Source organism: Salibaculum halophilum, assembly GCF_002094885.1.
Lineage (GTDB): Bacteria > Pseudomonadota > Alphaproteobacteria > Rhodobacterales > Rhodobacteraceae > Salibaculum > Salibaculum halophilum.
The window spans coordinates 92,664-107,058 of the sequence record NZ_MSIT01000001.1 but is presented as its reverse complement, the minus strand read 5'-3'; the positions used below and the strand labels follow the sequence as shown (position 1 = coordinate 107,058).

Below are 14,395 nucleotides of genomic sequence, written 5' to 3'. Positions count from 1 at the left end.
CATGCACAGCCAGAACTGGGATGACCTGCGTTTCGTCCTCGCCGTGGCCGAAGAGGGCTCGGTCAGTGCAGCGGCGCGGCGGCTTCGGGTCAATCACGCCACGGTGCTGCGGCGGGTCGCCGCCTTCGAGACGCGGGTCGGCCTGCAAGTGTTCGAGCGCACCGCCGGCGGTTACGTGATCCCGCCCGATCACCGCCGCGTCATCGAGGCCGCGCGCGAGGCCGCCGCCGCCATCGCGGCGGTCGAGCGGGTGGCGCAGGGGGTCGAGATGCGGCTGACCGGGCGGCTCTGCGTGACCTCGACGGATACCTTCTGCCAGACGGTCCTGCCCGGTCTCGTTCGGGACCTGACCGCCGAGGGGGACGGGCTGACGGTCGAGCTGTCCTGCACCAATACCCGGCTCGACCTGTCGCGGATGGAGGCCGATATCACAGTGCGCCCCGCCGTGCGCCTGCCCGAGGGGCTGATCGGGGAACAGGCAGGGGTCCTGGGGCTGGCGGCCTACGGGCCGGCAATGGCGCCGACCGCGGGCTGGCTGGGCCTGAGCGGGCCGCTGAACCGCTCGCGCATGGCCGAGGTTATGGACCGCGAAGGACCCGGCCCCCTGTGCGCGGCGGCCGACAGTTTCGCCGTCCTGCGCGAAATGGTGGCCGAGGGCCTCGGAAACGCGATCCTACCCGACGTGCTGGCCGCGCAGGACCCGCGGCTGGTGCCGCTGGGCCGGCCCGAGATGCGCCTGGAGATCCCCATCTGGGTCGCCAGCCACGCCGATATCGGCGGCTCGTCGCGGCTGCGGGCGTTTCGTGCGCGTATCCGGGCCGGCTTGCAAGACCGGGCCGCCCGGATTGCCCGGGGCGCACCGCCCTGACGCCTGGCCTAAAGCATGCGCACCTTGCCGATATGGGGCAGGTTGCGGTTGCGCTGCGCGTAGTCGATGCCGTAGCCGACGACAAACTCGTCGGGGATCTCGAAGCCGGTCCAGTCGGCCTTGACCTCGACCTCGCGGCGGGTCGGCTTGTCGAGCAGCGCGATCGAGCGCAGCTTGCGCGGACCCCGCGCGCCCAGCAAGCCCAGCACGTGTTTCATGGTATAGCCGGTGTCGACGATATCCTCGACCACCAGCACGTCGCAGCCCGCGATACCGCCGCGCAGGTCCTTGAGGATACGCACCTCGCGGCTGCTTTCCATGGAATTGCCGTAGGACGAGGCCTCGAGGAAATCGACCTCGACGTTCATGTCCAGCTCGCGCACCAGATCGGCGATGAAAACGAAAGAGCCGCGCAGCAACCCGACCACGACCAGCTTGTCGCTGCCGTCGAATTCGGCGCGGATCTCGCGCGCCAGCTCCTCGATGCGCGCGGCGATGGTCTTGGCCGAGATCATTTCGTCGATGGCATAGTCCTGTTGCGTCATCTGGCCCCAAAGTCCCCGGTCGTGCTTGATTTCCGCGCCGCACTCTACGACATCTCGCGCGAGAGTCACGCAGACAAAGGACAGCGGATGCCCGCCCATTCCGAGACCCGGCATTTGCCCTACAGCGCGCAGCAGATGTACGACCTTGTCGCCGACGTCGACCGCTACCCCGAGTTCCTGCCCTGGACGGCGGCCGCGCGGGTGCGCCGGGTGGACGATCACGGCGATCACAGGGTGATGCTGGCCGACCTCGTGGTTTCCTTCAAGGTCTTCCGCGAACGCTTCGGCAGCCGCGTGACGCTCTGGCCCGAGGCGCGGCAGATCGACACCGACTACATCGACGGCCCCTTCAGGTATCTCGAAAGCACCTGGGCGTTCCGCGAGGCCGAGGGCGGCTGCGAAGTCTCGTTCCGGGTGGATTTCGAGTTTCGTAACAGGATGTTGCGCGGCGCGGCGGGAATGTTCTTCAACGAGGCGATGCAGCGGATCGTGCGCGCCTTCGAGGCCCGCGCGAAGGACCTCTACGGCTGAGCGGCCCCCGCCAGCAGGGCCAGCGCGTGGTCCACGGACGCCGCGCGCACCCTCTCGCGCCCGCGCGCGCCGAACTCCACCGTTTCCGCCCGGGTGCCCGCCGCCCTGGCCAGCCCGAAACAGACCCGTCCCTCGGGCTTGTGGTCCGACCCGCCGGGGCCGGCGACGCCGGTGATCGACACCGCTAGGGTGGCCGCCGACCGGGCCAGCGCCCCCGCGGCCATTTCCGCCGCGACGGCCTCGGACACCGCGCCATGGGCGGCGATGGTGGCCGGATCGACGCCCAGCATCTCGGCCTTGGCGGTGTTGGAATAGGTGACAAAGCCCCGCTCGAAGACGTCCGAGGCCCCTTTTACGGCCGTGATTTCGGCGCCCAGCAGCCCGCCGGTGCAGCTTTCGGCGCAGGCGATCATGTGGCCGTTGGCACGGGCCGTCTCGATCAGGGCGGCGGCGCTCATGGCGCGATCACCACATGCGACAGCCCCGCCAGCCCCAGCGTGATGACGGCGGCAAACAGCCCGGCCCAGACATCGTCGAGCATCACGCCCATGGCGTCACCGCGCCGGTCGGCCCGCCCGGCCATGAGCGGTTTCCAGACGTCGAACAGCCGGAACAGCGCGAACGCCGCGATCCAGCCGGGGTAAAGCGCCAGCACCGGCTGGCCGGCGGCTGCCGCGCCCACCATCACCGGGGCGAGGGCGATCCACTGGCCCACGACCTCGTCGATGACCACCTCCGAGGGGTCGTGATCCGGGCCCCGCGCCGTGTAGACCCGCGTGGCCCAGAGCCCGGCGGCAAAGGCCGCCGGAATCATCAGCAGAAACAGCCACATGCCCCCCAGTTGCCAGAGCCCCCAGGCCAGCGGCAGCGCGACCAGCGACCCCCAGGTGCCCGGCGCCGGGCGCAGGTGGCCCACGTAGAGGACCGTGGCGATAAGATGCGCCGCGCGGGTCATGATTGCACCAGCGTCGCGGTGGCCATGGCGGCGATGCCTTCGCCGCGCCCGGTGAAGCCCAGCCGTTCCGAGGTGGTCGCCTTGACGCTGACGCGGCTGTCCTCCAGCCCGGTGATCCGGGCCATTTCGGCGCGCATCGCGGGGGCGTGGGGGCCGATCTTGGGCGCCTCGCAGATCAGGGTGCAGTCCAGATGCGTGATCGCGTAGCCGCGCGATCGGGCCAGCGCGCAGGCGTGGGCCAGGAAGGTCGCGCTCGCCGCGTTCTGCCACTGCGCCTCGCTGGGCGGGAAATGCGTGCCGATATCGCCCTCGGCCAGCGCGCCGTAGATCGCATCGGTCACCGCGTGCATGCCGACGTCGGCATCCGAATGGCCCTGAAGGCCCTGGTCGAAGGGCACCGCCACGCCGCAGAGCATGACGTGATCGCCCGGCCCGAAACGGTGCACGTCAAACCCGTTGCCGGTGCGAATGTCCATCTGCGCCCCCATGATGCGCGCGGCCCGGGCGAAATCGCCGGGATGCGTGATCTTGATGTTGTCCTCGTCGCCCGCGACGATCTGCACGTCAAGCCCGGCGGCGCGGGCAATGGCCACGTCGTCGGCCGCGGTGCCGTCGGCGCGGGCTTGCGCGGCGCGGATCGCCTCGCGGTGGAACGCCTGCGGGGTCTGCGCTCGGAACAGGCCGTCCCGCTCGGCGATGCCGGTGACCCGGCCCCCGGCCCCGGTCCAGAGCGCATCCGTCACCGGCAGGGCCGGGGCCGCGCCGGGGGCCGTCGCGAGCGCGTCGAGCACCCGGTCGATCACGGCGGGCGGTGTGCAGCAGCGTGCGGCGTCGTGGATCAACACCGCGGCGCCCCGCGCCCTGTCCAGCCCCGCCAGCACCGACAGTGCGCGGGTCGCCCCGCCGGGAACGAGCGTCACGCGGTCCGAGAGGCCGAGGCGCGCCGCGATGTCCTGATCCGCGGGCGCGATCACGAGAACGATGTCGTCGACGCGCGGATGGGCGCGGAAAATTTCCAGCGCATGTTCGACAACCGTGCGTCCCGCGATCCGGCGCCATTGCTTGGGCGTCTCGCCGCCCGCTCGCTGCCCGCGCCCGGCGGCGACGATAATGGCCGTGGTCTGCATCGCAGCCTCTCGCTTGCGTCTAACGCGCTGCTTAGCGGCTGGCTCGGGGCCGGGAAAGAGGCCGTTTGCGCAACGCTCGGGGAAGAGCTGCACAACTTTTAATCATTTCACGGGCGCCGCACATTTTTTGACCGCAATTCAATTGTCGGCTCGTGGGGCCTCTGCTATCTGCAAGGCATGTTCTTGCCTGCCGCCCCGTTTCCCGCCGCCCTGGCCCCGCTTGCCGGGATCACCGACCTGCCGTTCCGGCGGTTGGTGGCCGGGTTCGGGGCCGGCTGGGTCGTCTCGGAGATGGTCGCCAGCCAGGAAATGGTCCAGGCGAAACCGGGCGTGCGCGAAAAGGCCGAACTGGGCCTGACCGAGGCTGCGACGGCGGTGCAACTGGCCGGGCGCGAGGCGCGCTGGATGGCCGAGGCGGCGCGGCGCGTCACCGACCAGGGCGCGGCGATGATCGACATCAACATGGGCTGCCCGGCCAAGAAGGTGACGCAGGGCTATTCCGGCTCGGCCCTGATGAAGGACCTCGACCACGCCTTGGGGTTGATCGAGGTCGTGGTGGGCGCGACCCACCTGCCGGTGACGCTCAAGACCCGGCTGGGCTGGGACGAGGGCCTCATGAACGCGCCCGAACTGGCCCGCCGGGCCCAAGGCGCGGGCATCCGGCGCATCGTGATCCATGGCCGCACCCGGTGCCAATTCTACACTGGCCGGGCCGACTGGGCCGCGATCCGCGCGGTCAAAGAGGCTGTCACGATCCCCGTCATCGCGAACGGCGACATCGTGGATGCCAGCACCGCCCGCGCCGCGCTGGCCCGCTCCGGCGCCGATGGCGTGATGATCGGGCGCGGGGCGCAGGGCCGGCCCTGGCTGCTGGCGCAGGTCGCCGCCGATCTCTGGGGGTACCCGGCGCCGCACATCCCGGCGGGTGGGCCATTTGTCGACATGGTGTCAGGCCATTACGAGGCGATGCTCTCGTTCTACGGCACGGCCCTGGGCGTCCGCGTCGCCCGCAAGCACCTGGGCTGGTACATGGACAGTGCTACCCCCGATCCGGCGCTGCGCCGCGCGGTGCTGACCGCCGATGACCCGGCCCGCGTGCTCGCCCTGCTGCCTGACGCCCTTACCGAGAGGCAGGCCGCATGATCATCGACGCGGAGCTGTGGAATTCCCTGCCGGTGCCCGCGCTGCTGCTGCAGGCCGACGAGACCATCGCCGACAGCAACCTTGCGGCCGAGAATTTCCTCAACCTCTCGACCAAGGCTCTGTCCGGGGCGCTGGTCTGGGACAAGGTGATGATCGACGCGCCGCTGGAAGAGGCCTACGCCCGCGCCCGCGACACCCAGACGCCGCTTTTCGTCAACGACGTGGACGTGGGCAGCGGCGAACGCCCGCCCTTGCAGTGCAACGTGCAGTTTGCCCCGCTGTCGGGGACCGACGACCAGATGCTGATGCTGATCTCCCCGCGCGAGATTTCCACCCGCATCGCGCAGAACGCCCAGAGCTATCGGGCCGCGCGCTCGGCCATCGGCATGGCCGAGATGCTGGCCCACGAGATCAAGAACCCGCTGGCTGGTATCGCGGGCTCGGCGCAGTTGCTGTCGATGGGGCTGTCGGGCGAAGACCTGGAACTGACACATCTGATCGTCGAGGAGACCCGGCGCATCGTCAAGCTGCTCGACCAAGTCGAACAGTTCGGCAATGTTCAGGCACCCCGGCTGCGGCCCGTCAACATCCACGACGTGCTGGACCGGGCGCGCCAGTCCGCCTCGGTGGGTTTTGGCGCGCACATGCTGATGATCGAGGACTACGATCCCTCGCTGCCGAACACCCACGCCGACCCCGACCAGTTGCAGCAGGTGTTCCTGAACCTGCTCAAGAACGCTGCGCAGGCGGGCGGGCCGGGCGGCGCGATCACGCTGCGCACCTTCTACGATCCGGCGCTGCGCCTGCGCCGCCGCGACGGCAGCCAGGGCCGGCTGCCGCTGCAGGTGGAAATCATCGACGACGGCCCCGGCCTGCCGCCCGACATCGCCGCCGAGGTATTCGAGCCCTTCGTGTCGGGCCGTGAGAACGGAACCGGGCTGGGCCTGGCGCTAGTCAGCAAGCTGATCGCGGACATGGGTGGCTGGATCTCGGTGGACAGCGTGCCGGGCCGCACCGTCTTTCGCGTGGCCCTGCCCACCGTGCCCCGCGACATCGCCGCCAGTGAAGAGGACACAGACTGATGGACGGAACCGTACTTGTCGCCGACGACGACCGCACGATCCGAACCGTTCTGACCCAGGCCCTGACGCGGGCGGGCTGCAAGGTGCACGCGACATCCTCGCTGGTGACGCTGATGCGCTGGGTGGACGAGGGCAAGGGCGATCTGGTGATTTCGGACGTGATCATGCCCGACGGCAACGGGCTGGAACAACTGCCCAGGATCGGTGAGGCGCGTCCGGGCCTGCCGGTCATCGTGATCTCGGCGCAGAACACCATCAACACGGCGATCCAGGCCGCCGAGGCCGAGGCCTACGACTACCTGCCCAAGCCCTTCGATCTGCCCGACCTGATGAAACGCGCGGCCCGCGCGCTCGAGGTCAAGCGGCGCGCGCCGGTCCGGCGCGAGGCACAGGACGACGGCGCCGACACCGACCTGCCGTTGATCGGACGGAGCCCGGCCATGCAGGCGATATATCAGCTTGTCGCGCGGGTCATGAACACGCCGCTGTCGGTTCTGATCACCGGCGAGAGCGGCACCGGCAAGAGCCTGATCGCGCGCACCATCCACGATTTTTCCGACCGGCGCACGCTGCCCTTCGTGGTGGCCGCGACCAACGACCTGGAGGGGATGGACGGCCCCTCGGCCCTGGTTGCGCGAGCCAAGGGCGGGACCCTGGTCTTCGACGAGGTCGGCGACCTGCCCGTCGAGACCCAGGCGCGCGTGGTGCGGATGCTCGACACGCTGGGCGATGGCGCGCCGCAGATCATGGCCACCTCGCGCGGGGGGCTGCTGGAGCAGATGGAGGACGGCGGCTTTCGCGAGGATCTCTATTACCGGCTGGCCGGCGTCACCATGACCTTGCCCGCCCTGCGCGACCGGGTCGACGACATCCCGCTGCTGATCGAGCATTTCCTGGCCCGGGCCGAACGCGACGGCGCCCCGCCGCGGCAGCTGGCCGACGCGGCCCTCGACCTGTGCCGCGCCTACAGCTGGCCGGGCAACGTGCGCCAGTTGGAAAACGTGGTGCTGCGCCTGGTGGCCACCGCGCCCGAGGCCGAGATAACTCGCAGCGAGGTCGAGATCGTGCTGGGCAACCAGCCGGCGATGGAACCTATCAAGGGCGGCGACAGCGACAAGCTCTCGGCCTCGGTGGCCAAGCACCTGCGCCGCTACTTCGACCTGCACGGCGGCGAGTTGCCCCCGCCGGGTCTCTACCAGCGCATCCTGCGCGAGGTCGAGGCCCCGCTGATCGAGATCGCGCTGGATGCCACGGGCGGCAATCAGGCGCGTTGCGCCGATCTTCTGGGCATCAACCGCAATACGCTGCGGAAAAAGATCACCGACCTGGATATCCCCGTGACACGCCGCCGGAAGTTGATGTAAAAGCGCAACAGAACCGTGGCCACTTTGCCGCATGGGTCCGGGCCGTGCCCCGGATGGCCAAGCGGCCGGGGTCGGTCCCGGTCCGGCAATGAACGAGGCCCCCGGCGTGCGGCGCTCCCTTCTGGGTATCAATCTTTCGACGATCAGCCGGTGGCGGCGCACGCGGCGGGTGCAGAACGTCATGACGCTGGTGCTGGTGCTGCTGGCGCCGGTGCTGGTGCTGTTGACCATCACCGCGCTGCGCCCGCTGGACCAGACCGGCCGCACCGAGGTCCTGCGCCTGATCCTGCTGGTGGACCTGGTCTATATCCTCGTCGTCACCGCGCTGGTGCTGGCGCGCATCGCGGCCATGGTGGCGGCACGGCGTGCACGGTCGGCGGGGTCGCGGCTGCACCTGCGGCTGACCGGGGTCTTCGGGCTGCTGGCGCTGATCCCCACCGTGGCCGTGGCCATCTTCTCGGTGCTGACGATCAACATCGGGCTGGAGGGCTGGTTCTCGGAACGGGTGCGCAACGTCGTCGGCAACTCGCTGGAAGCCGCCCAAGCCTACGAGGAGGAACACCGCCAGGAGGTCGCCCGCGACGGCCGCGCGCTGGCCGACTTTCTCGAAACGCAGCGGATGCAGACCTTCTTCATGGAGCGCGGCGAGATCCGCCAGGCGCTGTCGCGCGTCGCGCCGCAGATCGGACGCGGCCTGTCCGAGGTCTTCGTGCTCGACGGGGCGGGCGAGATCGAGGTGCGCGGCGAACGCTCCTACGAGTTCTACTTCGAAAAGCCCACCGAGGATCAGCTGGCCGAGGCCCGCGACGCGGGCATCGCCATCATCGAGGACTGGGCCAACAACGAGTTCCGCGCCCTGATCCCGCTGGAGAATTTCACCGACAATTACCTCTACGTCACGCGGCCCGTGGACGGCGAGATCCTGTCATTGCTGGACGAGACGCAGGCGACGGTCGAGCTTTACGGCCAACTGGAAAACGAGCGCGGCCGGGTGCTGTTCGAATTCGGCCTGATCTACCTCGGCTTCGCGGTGATCCTGATCCTGGCGGCGATCTGGGCTGGGCTGTGGTTCGCCGAGCGCCTGTCTCGGCCCGTCGGTCGCCTCGTGGGTGCCTCGCAGCGGGTTGGCGGTGGCGACCTTTCGGTGCGCGTGCGCGAGGACCCCGGCGACGACGAAATCGCCCAGCTGGGGCGCTATTTCAACCAGATGACCGCGCAACTGGCCGATCAGCGCGAGGCGTTGCTGGACAACACCCGCCAGATTGAAGAGCGCCGCCGCCTTTTCGACAGCGTGCTCAGTTCCGTGCCCTCGGGCGTGGTGGGGCTCGATCAGGACGGCTGCGTGACCTTCGTGAACCGTTCGGCCACGCGGCTGCTGGAGGTCGGCAAGGGCGCCGAACGCACGCCGCTGAGCGCCGCCGTGCCGGAATTCGCGCCGCTGTTCGCGCAGCTGACCGAGCGGGGCCGCCGGGTGGTGCAGGGCCAGGTGGAACTGGTGCGCGGCGGCGAGCAGGAGACCCTGCTGGTGCGCATGTCGCCGCGCCGTGGCGAGGGCGGCGCGCTGGAGGGCTACGTGATCGCCTTCGAGGATGTCACCGATCTGGTCAGCGCTCAGCGCATGGCCGCCTGGGGCGACGTGGCGCGCCGCATCGCGCACGAGATCAAGAACCCGCTGACCCCGATCCAGCTGTCGGCCGAACGCATCAAGCGCAAGTTCCGCCGCGAGGTGCCGGCCGAGTCCGTCGAGGCGCTGGAACAGATGACCGAGGTCATCGTGCGCCAGACCAACGACCTGCGCCGCATCGTCGACGAGTTCTCGCGCTTTGCCCGCATGCCCGAGCCCGACCGGGCGCCGTATGACATCGTCGGCCTGGTGCGCGACGCCGCCGCGCTGCAGGAGGCGGGCCAGCCGGGCGTGACCATCGCCCTCGACCTACCCGACCCGCCGGTGCTGGCCAGCGTAGACAGCACGATGCTGTCGCAGGCGCTCACGAACCTGATCAAGAACGGCGGCGAAGCCATTGAAAGCCTGATGGAAAAAGGTGCGCCCGACGGGTTCGAGCCGCAGGTGCGCGTGGCGCTCGAGGTGGGCGAGACCAGCGCCCGGATCACCATCGCCGACAACGGCATCGGCCTGCCCGAGAACCGTGCCAAGCTCTTCGAGCCTTACGTGACGACGCGCGAGAAGGGTACCGGCCTGGGCCTGCCCATCGTGCGCAAGATCATCGAGGAACACGGCGGCAGCCTGACCCTGAGCGATGCGCCTGCCTTCGACGGGGCCGCGCACCGCGGCGCCATGGCCACCATCGAGATGCCGATACTGACAGAAACCGAAACGGGGGCCGAGACAACGGCCGCGAAAACAGCGTGAGGGGATGATGAGCGATATTCTGATCGTGGACGACGAACGCGACATCCGGGAACTGATCTCGGATATTCTGGAGGACGAGGGGTTCACGACGCGGCTGGCCGGCGGCTCCGAGGACTGCATGGCCGAGATCGGCCGCGGCCTGCCCTCGCTGATCGTCCTCGATATCTGGCTCAAGGACAGCGCCATGGACGGGATCGACATCCTGTCGCACGTCAAGCGCGAGCACCCCGAGGTGCCCATCGTCATCATCTCGGGGCACGGCAACATCGAGATCGCGGTCGCGGCGATCAAGCAGGGTGCATACGACTTCATCGAGAAACCCTTCAACATCGACCAGCTGATGGTGGTGATCCGCCGCGCCATGGAAACCAGCCGGCTGCGCCGCGAGAACATTGAACTCAAACGCGGCGAGACCGGCGAGATCGCTATGATCGGCGATTGCGGAACCTTCCGCGCCCTGCGCAGCCAGCTCGACAAGGTGACGAAATCCAACGGCCGGGTGATGCTGACCGGCCAGCCCGGCAGCGGCAAGGAGACGGCGGCGCGCTACATTCACGCCAATTCCGACCGCAGCGGCGCGCCGTTTGTCAGCGTCAACTGCGCCGCGGTCGCGCCCGACCAGATGGAGGACATGCTTTTCGGGCGCGAAACCGAGGGGCGCGGTGTGGCTCCCGGCCTGCTGGAAGAGGCCGACGGCGGCGTGATCTACTTCGACGAGATCGCCGACCTGCCCGAGGGGACGCAATCCAAGATCCTGCGGGTGCTCGTGGATCAGAAGTTCCAGCACGTCGGCGGTTCGGACAAGGTGCAGGTGGACCTGCGGGTCATTTCGGCAACCGGGCGCGACCTGCAGGCCGAGATCGAGGCCGGACGGTTCCGGCAGGAGCTGTACCACCGGCTCAACGTGGTGCCGATCCATGTTCCCTCGCTCGAGGACCGGCGGGAGGATATCCCGCGGCTGGCCGAGTATTTCATTGCGCGCCTGAACGAAGAGCAGGGCCTACCCCGGCGCACCCTGTCCGAGGAGGCGGGCGCGCTGCTGCAAACCATGCCCTGGCCCGGCAACGTCCGCCAGCTCAAGAACGTGATCGAACGCATCCTGATCCTGGGCGACAGCCAGGACCCGATCGTCACTCGCGAGGTGCCCGCCGGGGGCGAGACCGGCGCGGCCGACGAGGACCGGGTGATCCTGTCGGGGGCACTGGCCACCCTGCCGCTGCGCGAGGCGCGCGAGTTGTTCGAGCGCGAGTACCTTCTCACGCAGATCAACCGCTTTGGGGGCAACATCAGCCGCACCGCGAATTTCGTAGGGATGGAACGCTCGGCGCTGCACCGCAAGCTCAAATCCCTCGGCGTCGTGACATCGAGCAAGGCCGGCGCGCGCATCGCCCATGTCGACGAGGTCGAGGGCTGAGGGAAGCGGCCCGGCGTGACCGGGCCGGCTTGACCGGCGATGCGGGCTCTGTCACGACGCGGTGACGCATCCGCGAGGGACCAGGCATGAAGGTCATCATCTGTGGCGCCGGGCAGGTGGGCTGGCAGATTGCCCGGCACCTGTCCTCGGAAAAAAACGACGTGACGGTTGTCGACAACAATGCCGAGCTGATCCGCCGCGCCACCGACACGCTGGATGTGCAGGGCATCGCCGGTTTCGCTTCCTTCCCGGACGTGCTGGACAAGGCCGGTGCCCGCGACGCCGACATGATCATCGCCGCGACCCATTCCGACGAGGTCAACATGGTCACCTGCCAGGTGGCGCATTCGGTCTTTGCCGTGCAGCGCAAGATCGCGCGGCTGCGCGCGCAGAGCTACCTCGACGCGATCTATGCCGATCTCTACCGCCGCGATCACCTGCCCATCGACGTGGTCATCAGCCCGGAACGCGAGGTGGCCGAGGCCGCCTTGCAACGCCTCGCGGCGCCCGCGGCCTTTGACACCGAGAGCTTTCTGGAGGGCAACGCGCAGTTGCTGGGCATCCATATCGACGCGGATTGCCCGGTCATTAACACGCCGCTGCGCCAGCTGTCGGATCTGTTCACCACGCTCAAGGCGGTTGTCGTGGGCATCCGGCGCAACGGCAAGGGCAAGCTCTTTGCCCCCAGCGCCGGCGACCAGATCTTTCCCGGCGATGATTGCTACGTCTTCACCGAGACCCCGGACATGGCCCGCACGCTGGAGATTTTCGGCAAGTCGCAGGCCAAGCAGGAGCGCGTGGTCATCATCGGCGGCGGCAACGTCGGACTGTCGGTGGCTCAGGCGCTGGAACACCGCGAAAAGCGCATCCGCGTGCGGGTGATCGAACGCGACCGCGCCCGCGCCGAACGCACCGCCGACGCCCTGGAACGGACCATCGTGCTCAACGGCGACGGGCTGGATGCGGCGCTGCTGCAAGAGGCCAATATCGGGTCGGCCGACGCGGTTTTGACGGTGACGGACGACGACAAGACCAACCTGCTCGCGGCGGTGCGGGCCAAGGCCCTGGGCTGTCCCATGGCGATCAGCCTGACCAATGATCCGACGCTGGTGCCGCTCATGGGCCCGCTGGACGTGGACGCCTACATCAACCCGCGCGCCACCACCGTCAGTTCGATCCTCAGCCACATCCGGCACGGCCGGGTGCGGTCGGTCTATTCCATCGGTGATGCCGAGGCCGAGGTAATCGAGGCGCAGGTCCTGACCACCTCGCCGATCGCCGGCAAACCGCTGCGCGACGTGGACTTCCCCGAGGGCGTGCTGCTGGGCGGCATCCTCAAGGGCGGGCGCATGGAGAAACCGCGCGGCAGCCTGCGCATCGACGAGGGCGACGTCGTCGCCATCTTCGCCACGTCGCGGCAGGTGGCCGAGGTCGAGCGCATGCTCCAGGTCTCGATCGACTATTTCTGATGGCCGGGTTCCTGTCGCGCCGGCCGTTCTTCGTGCTGCTCATGGGGCTGGGTGCGCTGGCAATGATCGTGCCCGCGATCCATGCCCGCGTGGTCGAGGACTACGCGAGCATGCGCATCTTCTTCTACGGTTTCCTGCTGTTCTCGGTCATCACGCTCTTCGTGGCGCTGGCCACCGAGGGGCACCAGCCGCGCTTCGGGCTGCGCGGGCTACTGGTGTCGTTGCTGGCGGCCTTCGCCTTCCTGCCGGTCATGCTGGCCATTCCCTTTGTCGAGGCCGTGCCGGGCGCGCGGCTGATCGACGGCTGGTTCGAGATGGTCTCGAGCTTCACCACGACCGGCGCCACGCTCTGGGACGACCCGCGCAGCCTGCCGCGCTCGGTGCATCTGTGGCGGTCGCTGGTGGGCTGGCTGGGCGGCCTGCTGATGTGGATCGCGGCCATGGCGGTGCTGCTGCCGCTGAACCTGGGCGGCTTCGAGGTCTACCAGCAGGGCAACGCCGAAGCCGGCCAGGAGCGCTATGCCCAGATCGGCCGCAGCATCGACCCGCCCGAGCGGCTGGCCCGTTACATCCTGCGCTTCGTGCCGCTCTACACCGGGCTGACGCTGCTGCTCTGGCTGGGGCTGACCATGGCCGGAGAGGTGCCCTTCGTCGCGCTGTGCCATGCCATGGCGACGCTCTCGACCTCGGGCATCTCGCCCGTCGGGGGCCTCTACCATGCCACCGCCGGCATCGGCGGCGAGGTGATGATCGCGCTGTTCCTGGTCTTCGCGCTCTCGCATCTGACCTTTACCCGCGCCCCGGGCGAGGACCCGCGCTCGGTCGTCACCCGCGACGCGGAACTGCGCTTCGGGCTGACGCTGGTGGGCGTGCTGGCTGTGGCGCTGGTGGCGCGCCATGTCTTCGAGATGGGCGCCGAGGGGGCCGACAACAGTCTGACTACGGCGCTCGCCGCGGCCTGGGGCGGGGTCTTCACGATCCTGTCGTTCATGACCACCGCCGGGTTCGAATCCGCGCAATGGTCCGTCACCCAGAGCTGGTCGGGCCTGTCCACGCCGGGGCTGATGCTGGTGGGCCTGTCGGTGATCGGCGGCGGCGTGGCCACCACGGCGGGCGGAATCAAGCTGTTGCGGGTCTACGCGCTCTACAAGCATTCCCAGCGCGAGCTGCAACGGCTGGTGCATCCGTCCTCGGTCGGCGGGTCGGGGGCACGCGCCCGGCGCATCCGCCGCCAGGGGGCGCAGATCGCCTGGATCTTCTTCATGATCTTCGCCATTTCCATCGCCGGGGTCATGGTGCTGTTGTCGCTGACCGGTGTCCAGTTCGAGACGGCCATGGTGCTGGCGGTCTCGGCGCTGTCGACCACCGGGCCCCTGGCGGTGGTCGGCGCCGAGGACCCGATCTCCTACGCCGGGCTGACCGACTTGTCCAAGGTGGTGCTGGCCCTCGCGATGATCCTCGGCCGGCTGGAAGCGCTGGCCATCATCGCCCTGCTGAACCCGGAATTCTGGCGCCGCTAGCACCAT

The 14,395-nt window shown here is 68.9% G+C and carries 13 protein-coding genes; 9 read left to right on the top strand and 4 right to left on the bottom strand.

The genetic code is table 11. The features are described from left to right. Nucleotide 1 precedes the first annotated feature (1 nt). Complete coding sequence (locus tag BU124_RS00475) at nt 2-868, top strand: LysR family transcriptional regulator (RefSeq protein ID WP_084860477.1); 867 nt, start codon at nt 2-4, stop codon at nt 866-868. Between the two features lie 8 nt (nt 869-876). Here the strand turns inward: BU124_RS00475 and hpt are convergent, their stop codons facing one another. After that, entirely contained in the window at nt 877-1,413 is a 537-nt protein-coding gene (gene hpt / locus BU124_RS00470; RefSeq protein WP_084860671.1) for a hypoxanthine phosphoribosyltransferase, read from the bottom strand. Between the two features lie 87 nt (nt 1,414-1,500). Here hpt and BU124_RS00465 point away from each other — a divergent pair, with 87 nt between their 5' ends. Next, nucleotides 1,501-1,944 carry a type II toxin-antitoxin system RatA family toxin gene (locus tag BU124_RS00465; protein WP_084860476.1) on the top strand — a complete coding sequence of 148 codons (444 nt, stop codon included), beginning with the start codon at nt 1,501-1,503 and terminating at the stop codon, nt 1,942-1,944. On the opposite strand, the gene BU124_RS00460 is transcribed toward BU124_RS00465, so the two are convergent. The 3 genes from BU124_RS00460 to BU124_RS00450 are packed head-to-tail and all read right to left on the bottom strand — an operon-like array spanning nt 1,935 to nt 4,026. After that, nucleotides 1,935-2,402 carry a CinA family protein gene (locus BU124_RS00460; protein WP_084860475.1) on the bottom strand — a complete coding sequence of 156 codons (468 nt, stop codon included), beginning with the start codon at nt 2,400-2,402 and terminating at the stop codon, nt 1,935-1,937. The two genes, BU124_RS00465 and BU124_RS00460, sit on opposite strands and share 10 nt — an antisense overlap. After that, complete coding sequence (locus tag BU124_RS00455; protein WP_084860474.1) at nt 2,399-2,899, bottom strand: phosphatidylglycerophosphatase A family protein; 501 nt, start codon at nt 2,897-2,899, stop codon at nt 2,399-2,401. The genes BU124_RS00460 and BU124_RS00455 overlap by 4 nt, the downstream gene beginning before the upstream one ends. Continuing rightward, nucleotides 2,896-4,026: a bifunctional 2-C-methyl-D-erythritol 4-phosphate cytidylyltransferase/2-C-methyl-D-erythritol 2,4-cyclodiphosphate synthase gene (locus BU124_RS00450; RefSeq protein WP_084860473.1), complete on the bottom strand. Its 1,131-nt coding sequence runs from the start codon at nt 4,024-4,026 to the stop codon at nt 2,896-2,898. The genes BU124_RS00455 and BU124_RS00450 overlap by 4 nt, the downstream gene beginning before the upstream one ends. Nucleotides 4,027-4,203: 177 nt before the next feature. Between BU124_RS00450 and dusB the strand changes: the two genes are divergently transcribed. The 7 genes from dusB (at nt 4,204) to BU124_RS00415 (ending at nt 14,389) form a co-directional block, all read left to right on the top strand. Beyond that, on the top strand, nt 4,204-5,169 hold the full coding sequence (gene dusB, locus BU124_RS00445; protein WP_084860472.1) for a tRNA dihydrouridine synthase DusB: 966 nt from the start codon (nt 4,204-4,206) through the stop codon (nt 5,167-5,169). Further along, nucleotides 5,166-6,251, top strand: coding sequence for a two-component system sensor histidine kinase NtrB (locus BU124_RS00440; protein WP_084860471.1), 1,086 nt, complete (start codon nt 5,166-5,168; stop codon nt 6,249-6,251). Before dusB ends, BU124_RS00440 begins: the two co-directional genes overlap by 4 nt. Further along, nucleotides 6,251-7,615, top strand: a complete 1,365-nt coding sequence (locus tag BU124_RS00435) for a response regulator (protein WP_084860470.1) — start codon at nt 6,251-6,253, stop codon at nt 7,613-7,615. The genes BU124_RS00440 and BU124_RS00435 overlap by 1 nt, the downstream gene beginning before the upstream one ends. A gap of 88 nt (nt 7,616-7,703) precedes the next feature. Continuing rightward, a complete protein-coding gene (locus BU124_RS00430) occupies nt 7,704-9,986 on the top strand; it encodes a sensor histidine kinase NtrY-like (protein WP_084860469.1) in 2,283 nt (760 codons plus the stop codon). Between the two features lie 7 nt (nt 9,987-9,993). Further along, nucleotides 9,994-11,400: a nitrogen assimilation response regulator NtrX gene (gene ntrX / locus BU124_RS00425; protein WP_084860670.1), complete on the top strand. Its 1,407-nt coding sequence runs from the start codon at nt 9,994-9,996 to the stop codon at nt 11,398-11,400. Between the two features lie 86 nt (nt 11,401-11,486). Beyond that, nucleotides 11,487-12,869, top strand: coding sequence for a Trk system potassium transporter TrkA (gene trkA, locus BU124_RS00420; protein ID WP_084860468.1), 1,383 nt, complete (start codon nt 11,487-11,489; stop codon nt 12,867-12,869). After that, the gene (locus BU124_RS00415) at nt 12,869-14,389 is read left to right on the top strand and encodes a TrkH family potassium uptake protein (protein WP_245831561.1); all 1,521 of its coding nucleotides are present in this window, start codon (nt 12,869-12,871) and stop codon (nt 14,387-14,389) included. Before trkA ends, BU124_RS00415 begins: the two co-directional genes overlap by 1 nt. Nucleotides 14,390-14,395: the final 6 nt, after the last annotated feature.

Excerpts from the sequence above, each read along its gene's own strand:
- BU124_RS00475 (WP_084860477.1), top strand. The coding sequence starts at position 2 with ATGCACAGCCAGAACTGGGATGACCTGCGTTTCGTCCTCGCCGTGGCC.
- hpt (WP_084860671.1), bottom strand. The coding sequence starts at position 1,413 with ATGACGCAACAGGACTATGCCATCGACGAAATGATCTCGGCCAAGACC.
- BU124_RS00465 (WP_084860476.1), top strand. The coding sequence starts at position 1,501 with ATGCCCGCCCATTCCGAGACCCGGCATTTGCCCTACAGCGCGCAGCAG.
- BU124_RS00460 (WP_084860475.1), bottom strand. The coding sequence starts at position 2,402 with ATGAGCGCCGCCGCCCTGATCGAGACGGCCCGTGCCAACGGCCACATG.
- BU124_RS00455 (WP_084860474.1), bottom strand. The coding sequence starts at position 2,899 with ATGACCCGCGCGGCGCATCTTATCGCCACGGTCCTCTACGTGGGCCAC.
- BU124_RS00450 (WP_084860473.1), bottom strand. The coding sequence starts at position 4,026 with ATGCAGACCACGGCCATTATCGTCGCCGCCGGGCGCGGGCAGCGAGCG.
- dusB (WP_084860472.1), top strand. The coding sequence starts at position 4,204 with ATGTTCTTGCCTGCCGCCCCGTTTCCCGCCGCCCTGGCCCCGCTTGCC.
- BU124_RS00440 (WP_084860471.1), top strand. The coding sequence starts at position 5,166 with ATGATCATCGACGCGGAGCTGTGGAATTCCCTGCCGGTGCCCGCGCTG.
- BU124_RS00435 (WP_084860470.1), top strand. The coding sequence starts at position 6,251 with ATGGACGGAACCGTACTTGTCGCCGACGACGACCGCACGATCCGAACC.
- BU124_RS00430 (WP_084860469.1), top strand. The coding sequence starts at position 7,704 with ATGAACGAGGCCCCCGGCGTGCGGCGCTCCCTTCTGGGTATCAATCTT.
- ntrX (WP_084860670.1), top strand. The coding sequence starts at position 9,994 with ATGAGCGATATTCTGATCGTGGACGACGAACGCGACATCCGGGAACTG.
- trkA (WP_084860468.1), top strand. The coding sequence starts at position 11,487 with ATGAAGGTCATCATCTGTGGCGCCGGGCAGGTGGGCTGGCAGATTGCC.
- BU124_RS00415 (WP_245831561.1), top strand. The coding sequence starts at position 12,869 with ATGGCCGGGTTCCTGTCGCGCCGGCCGTTCTTCGTGCTGCTCATGGGG.